Origin of the sequence: Streptomyces sp. SID14478 (genome assembly GCF_010548525.1) — a bacterium.
Lineage (GTDB): Bacteria > Actinomycetota > Actinomycetes > Streptomycetales > Streptomycetaceae > Streptomyces.
The window spans coordinates 1-815 of record NZ_JAAGMG010000820.1 but is presented as its reverse complement, the minus strand read 5'-3'; the positions used below and the strand labels follow the sequence as shown (position 1 = coordinate 815).

General features: G+C 71.2%; 2 pseudogenes. Both read right to left on the bottom strand.

The annotated features are described in order from the left end of the window. Window positions 1-139 (bottom strand): annotated as a pseudogene (locus G3I40_RS26750) (universal stress protein); the annotation flags it as partial. Window positions 140-191: 52 nt separating this feature from the next. Beyond that, window positions 192-815: pseudogene (locus G3I40_RS26745) on the bottom strand (hypothetical protein); the annotation flags it as partial.

Here is an 815-nt window from a genome sequence, read left to right as displayed (position 1 = left end):
GCCAGCGCCTCGGGCGCGGGCGTGCCCACGTGGACCAGGCGCAGCGGCAATCGGCGGCGCACCGCCTCGCGTGCCGCCCACCCGGCGGCCGCCGCGCTCTCGGGTGATCCGTCCACTCCGCGGTGATCGGCCGCGTCATGGGGCCTCCTCGTCGTCCGTCCGCAACCTGCCTGTCCGCTGTCGATCTTGCCTCACCTCGCCGCTGGTTGTCCGGCCGTCCCCTTCCTGCTCTTCGCCGGCCGCAGGAACGCGGACCAGCCGCCCGGCGGCCGCTCCCCGACCTCCAGGCCGCGCAGCTTGGCGAGGACGGCGGGGTCCTGCGCGTCGAGCCAGTCGACGAACTGCCGGAAGGAGACGAGCCGCACGTCCGGCTTGTCGGCGATCTGCTTGAGCGTCGTCTCCACGGCGTCCATGTAGATCCCGCCGTTCCACTCCTCGAAGTGGTTGCCGATGAAGAACGGGGCCCGGTTGGTCTCGTACGCGCGCTGGAAGCCGGCCAGGTAGGACTGGGTGGCCTGGGTGCGCCAGCCCGGGTAGTTGTAGGACGGCGCCCGTGTCGAGTTCTTCGACTGGTTGGCGAGGATGTTGTAGTCCATCGACAGGACCTCGAAGCGGTGGCCGGGGAAGGGGATGCCCTGCAGCGGCAGGTCCCACACGCCCTGCTTCTTGTCCGGCCAGCGCTGCAGACCGCCCGGCGAGGACGCGTCGTAGCGCCAGCCGAGTTCCCGGGCGACCGGCAGCAGGTTCTCCTGGCCGAGCAGACAGGGCGTGCGGCCGCCGATGAGTTCCTTGTCGTAGTCGAAGGGCAGCGAGGG